This window comes from Clostridium sp. AF27-5AA, from assembly GCF_003478415.1.
Taxonomy (GTDB): Bacteria; Bacillota; Clostridia; order Lachnospirales; family Lachnospiraceae; genus Otoolea; species Otoolea fessa.
This window is the reverse complement of sequence record NZ_QUFH01000023.1, coordinates 1-5,018: the sequence shown is the minus strand read 5'-3', so window position 1 is coordinate 5,018 and position 5,018 is coordinate 1. Positions and strand designations below refer to the sequence as shown.

4 protein-coding genes are annotated in these 5,018 nt (G+C 57.4%); all 4 read left to right on the top strand.

The genetic code is table 11. The features are described from left to right. A partial coding sequence (locus DWY89_RS14100; RefSeq protein WP_243022845.1) for a hypothetical protein occupies window positions 1-570 on the top strand: 570 nt, incomplete at its 5' end. Between the two features lie 44 nt (window positions 571-614). Further along, the gene (locus tag DWY89_RS14095) at window positions 615-1,001 is read left to right on the top strand and encodes a PrgI family protein (protein ID WP_016306500.1); all 387 of its coding nucleotides are present in this window, start codon (window positions 615-617) and stop codon (window positions 999-1,001) included. A gap of 79 nt (window positions 1,002-1,080) precedes the next feature. Further along, window positions 1,081-3,348, top strand: coding sequence for a VirB4-like conjugal transfer ATPase, CD1110 family (locus tag DWY89_RS14090; RefSeq protein WP_107001296.1), 2,268 nt, complete (start codon window positions 1,081-1,083; stop codon window positions 3,346-3,348). A 279-nt stretch (window positions 3,349-3,627) separates the two neighbouring features. After that, window positions 3,628-5,018: CD1108 family mobile element protein (locus DWY89_RS14080; protein WP_118524777.1), on the top strand; the 1,391-nt coding region annotated here is incomplete at its 3' end.

Here is a 5,018-nt window from a genome sequence, read left to right as displayed (position 1 = left end):
CTGCTGGGCCGCTGTACCAAAGCGGACAGCGATGCCTATACCCTGTTGATGAACGCCTGCGGCGGGGAGGCCGCCCGTGTCCTGCGGGAATACGCCTACTTTTCCCCGGAACTTCGCGCCATATTGGAAAAGGCGGCGCTCATGCAGGCGGACCGGAGCCGGACGGGCGGAATGTTCCATGCGCCGAAAAGTTCCCCGTGGGGTGATGTGCAGAGCTGTGAAACCCTCTGTCCAGGGGTGTTTCTGGTATCTACCGCCAGCCACGGCGGAACGATGGTGGCAAACGAGGTAGCCGCCGTCCTCTCCCCAGCAGCGAAAAAGTGCGGCTTCAAGGATAAGGGCTATATCTGCTATGAGGAGGACGCGCAGGAAAGTGTGGTGCTCCGGGAACTGTTGGACAAAAAGCTGTGGAACATACCTGACCGCATTAAGGACAAAGGGCAGTTTGAAGAAAACCTCAACCAGTCCATCCGGCAGTATAATCCCGAATACTGGCGGGCAAGGCAGAGCGGACGTAAGGCCGCCGAAGCCGCCCGCAGTACAGCCCCGGCCAAAGAGGCCGCAAGATGACCTCGGGCCATGCTGGCCCGAAGCAGTAAAGGAGGTGTACCCAAATGGCCTATGTGCCAGTACCAAAAGACCTTTCCAAAATTAAGACAAAGCTGGCCTTCAATCTGACGAAGCGCCAGCTTGTTTGTTTTTCCGGCGCAGCGGCGGTGGGGCTCCCGGCCTACCTGCTTTCCCGTGACAGTATCGGGAACAGCGCCGCCATGTTCCTAATGATCGGCCTCATGCTCCCGTTCTTCTTTCTGGCTATGTATGAGCGGGACGGCCTGCCATTGGAAAAAGTGCTGAAAAACATCATCCGCACCCGGTTCCTCTATCCCCGGGTGCGGCCTTACAAAACCGAAAACTTCTATGCGCTGCTTAGCGCCAGAAAGGAGGCGCAGCCGATTGCGAAACAGCAGAAGGGCCGGAAAGCCCGCAGGCAGAAAGCCTGAAAAGCAGGGCCTTACCGGCCTGTTCACAAAGGGAAAGAACATTCCCACCACCGCCCAGCAGACCCTCCCTTACCGGGAAATGTACCGGGATGGGGTGTGCCGGGTAACGGACCGCTATTACACCAAAACCATTGAATACGAGGACATCAACTACCAGCTCGCACAGTCCGAAGATCAGGCGGCCATCTTTGACGGGTGGAGCGCCTGCCTCAACTACTTTGACAGCAGCCTTCCGTTCCAGCTTTCCTTCCTCAACCACCGAAGCCGCCCGGGCAGCCGGTACAGCGTGAACATCCCCATGCAGGATGACGATTACAACAGCGTCCGGTGTGAGTATGTGGAAATGCTGGAAAACCAGATCGCCAAAAGCAACAACGGCATTGTCCGCACAAAGCTCCTGACCTTCGGCGTGAACGTGGACGACCTTTCCACCGCCAGGGCAAGGCTGGAACGTGTAGAGGCGGACATTTGCGGGAACTTCAAAAAGCTGGGCGTCAAGTGCCGCTCCCTTTCAGGGCTGGAACGGCTGGAGCTTCTTCACGGGCAGCTCCACCCCGGCAGCGGCTCCCCCTTCCGGTTTTCATGGGATATGATCCCCAAAACCGGGCTTTCCACCAAAGACTTTATCGCCCCGGACAGTTTCGATTTTCGTTTCAGCCGACTGTTCCGGGTGGGGACGACTTGGGGCGCTGCCTCCTACTTGCAGATTTTGGCCTCGGAGCTCTCGGACAAGCTGCTGGCGGAGCTTTTGGAAATGGATGCGGAAATGACCATCACCCTCCATATCCAGACCGTTGATCAGGCCGCCGCCGTAAAATCCATCAAGGCCAAAGTCTCCGACATTGACAAGATGAAGGTGGAGGAACAAAAGAAGGCAGCCCGGTCAGGGTACGACATGGACATACTTCCGCCCGACCTCGTAACATACAGCAACGACGCAAAGACCCTTCTGGAAGATTTACAGAGCCGGAATGAAAGAATGTTCCTGCTGACCTTCCTTGTGGTAAACATGGCTCCGACCCGCCGGGAGCTGGACAATGACCTGTTCACGGTGTCCGGTATCGTCCAGAAATACAACTGCACCTTGAAGCGGCTGGACTTCCAGCAGGAGGACGGTTTTCTTTCCAGCCTTCCGCTGGGCCATAACGGCATTGAGATCAAGCGCGGCATGACGACCAGCTCCACGGCCATTTTCGTTCCCTTTATGACGCAGGAGCTCCGCATGGATGGCGAAGCCGTCTATTACGGGCTCAACGCACTTTCCCATAACGTCATCATGGCGAACCGGAAAAAGCTCAAAAACCCCAACGGCCTGTTCCTCGGCGTGCCTGGCTCCGGCAAATCCTTTGCCGCAAAGCGGGAGCTTGTGAATGTGTTCCTTGCCACAAAAGACCGCATTATCGTGGTGGACCCGATGGGCGAATATTCGCCCCTTATCAGGCGGCTGGGCGGACAGGTCATCGAGATCGCCCCGGACAGCCCCCACCACATCAATCCGATGGACATTGATTTGAGCTTCGACGAGGAAAACCCGATGGCGCTGAAAGCCGACTTTATCCTGTCGCTGATGGAGCTGATCGTTGGCGGCAAGGACGGCTTGCAGCCGGTGGAGCGTACCGTCATTGACCGCTGTGTGCGCCAGATGTACCGGGAACACTTGCAGGACCCGGAAACAAGCAAAATGCCGACCCTCCAAACCCTGTATGACCTGCTCTGTTCCCAGCCGGAGGGCGAGGCGGTGCGGCTGGCGACGGCTCTTGAAATCTATGTGTCCGGTTCCCTTAACGTGTTCAACCATGAAACCAACGTGGACTTAAACCGCCGTCTGGTATGCCTTGACTTAAAAAAGCTGGGAGCCGGGCTTCGGACGATTGCCATGCTCATTATGCAGGACTTGGTAAACTCGCAGGTGTCCATGAATTTCCTCCGCGGTATCGCTACATGGTGCTACTTTGACGAATTTCATGTGCTGCTCCGTGACCGTCTGACGGCAAGCTATTGTGTAGCGATCTGGAAAATGCTGCGGAAAAAAGGGTGCGTTCCGAGTGCTTTAACGCAGAACGTAAAGGATTTTCTGGCAAGCCCGGAGATCGAGAACATCTTTGAAAACTCGGACTTCCTTGTGCTGCTCTCGCAGGCACAGGGGGACCGGCAGATTTTAGCCAAACAGCTTGGGATCAGCCCCCACCAGCTTTCCTATGTGACCCATACCAATTCCGGCGAAGGGCTGCTGTTCTTCGGGAACACCACCATCCCGTTTGTTGACCGCTTCCCGCAGAACACCGAGCTGTACGCCATTATGACCACCCGCCCGGAGGACAAAAAACAGGAAATGAACCGGGCATAACACACTTCGGGCCATGCTGGCCCGAGGTTTGGAAAGGAGGGATACATCATCGGAAAGAAACCGGACAAACGGAGTTTTCAAAGGCCGGGGCCGACGGAGGATACCGGGGGCAATCGCCCCGGACCGGCGGAACGGGAAGGGCCTTCCCCTGCACCATCCCGACGCCTGCGGTTTGAGGACGAGGATACCGGGCAGGACAGCCCTTCGGGCCACGATGGCCCGAAGTCCAAAAGCGGCAAGTTTCAAGAGGACAGCCGCAAAAGCCGTCCCTCTGACCGCATGAGGCAGGAGGATGAAGCGGGCGGGCCGCAGGATACCAGCAAGGCACAGGAGCCGGAGGGCTCCGCAGAGAATGCCGGGAGCAAAAAGGACAAGTACCAGAAAGCACAGGCAAAAGCGGAACACGCCGGGAAAAAGCTGGGAAAGGCTCGGGAGAAACTGGACAAGACCGAGGCAAAACGGGCAGCGAAGAAACCGCCGGGGCTTGCAAAAAAGGCAGTCCGGGGAGCCCGTACAGAAGCATGGTTCTATGTCCACAACAAGATCCACGAAGTCGAGCATGAAAATGTGGGTGTGGAAGGAGCCCATAAGTCGGAACTTGTGGCCGAGGCCGGAGCCCGGAAACTGACCCGGTATGCCAAACGCCGCTGGCGGGAGCACCCGGCCCGGAAGGTGGCAAAATGGGAACGGAAGGACATAAAAGCCCGGGCCAATATGGATTTTCAGAAGATGGCCTCCGAGCACCCGGAGCTTGCCAGCAATCCGCTTTCCCGTGTGCAGCAGAAATGGAAACTGAAACGCCGGTATTCCAAAGAAGCAAAGGCGGCTGCAAAACAGGGCGCAAAGGCCGCAAAGAAAACCGCTGCCGCTTCGGGAACTGCGACCCGGCGGGCGGCGCAGTTTGTGACCCGTCATCCCGTGGCGGTGCTGGTCCTGCTCCTGCTGTTGCTGCTCTGTTTTCTTGTGTCGGCGGTAAGTTCCATTTTCCCCACGCTTGGCAGCGGCCTTGCCAATGCGTTATCCGGCACCTCCTACGCCTCGGAGGATACGGACCTGCTGGGCGTAGACGAGGACTACACGGCGCTGGAAAACGAGCTGGCGCAGACGGTGGCAAACATCGAAAGCACCCATCCCGGCTATGACGAGTACCGCTATTCCGTGGACGAGATCGGCCATAACCCCTATGAGCTGGCGTCCTATCTCTCGGCAAAGTACCATGTGTATTTCCGGGAACAGGTGCAGGACGAGCTGCGGGAGATCTTTGAGGCACAGTATGAACTGACCTTGACGGAGGAAGTCGAGATACGCTACCGCACCGAAACCAGCACCGACCCGGAGACCGGGGAAACCACCACCGAGGAAGTCCCCTATGAGTATTACATCTTAAATGTGACCCTCACAAACAAGACGCTGCCTGCCGTGATCCTGCCGAGGCTTAACGAACAGCAGCGGGAAATCTACACCGTTATGCAGCAGCTCAAAGGCAACAAGCCCTATCTGTGGGAAGGGATTTACAACGGCGGCGAAGATACCGGCCCCAGCTATGAGATACCCGGCGAGGCGCTGGATGACCCGGCTTTTGCGGCGCTCATGGAAGAAGCCACAAAGTATATCGGCTGGCCCTATGTGTGGGGCGGCTCCAGCCCGTCCACCTCCTTTGACTGTTCGGG

Bases quoted from the DNA above. Each gene is read 5' to 3' on its own strand.
- DWY89_RS14090 (WP_107001296.1), top strand. From the start codon at position 1,081: ATGTACCGGGATGGGGTGTGCCGGGTAACGGACCGCTATTACACCAAA.
- DWY89_RS14095 (WP_016306500.1), top strand. From the start codon at position 615: ATGGCCTATGTGCCAGTACCAAAAGACCTTTCCAAAATTAAGACAAAG.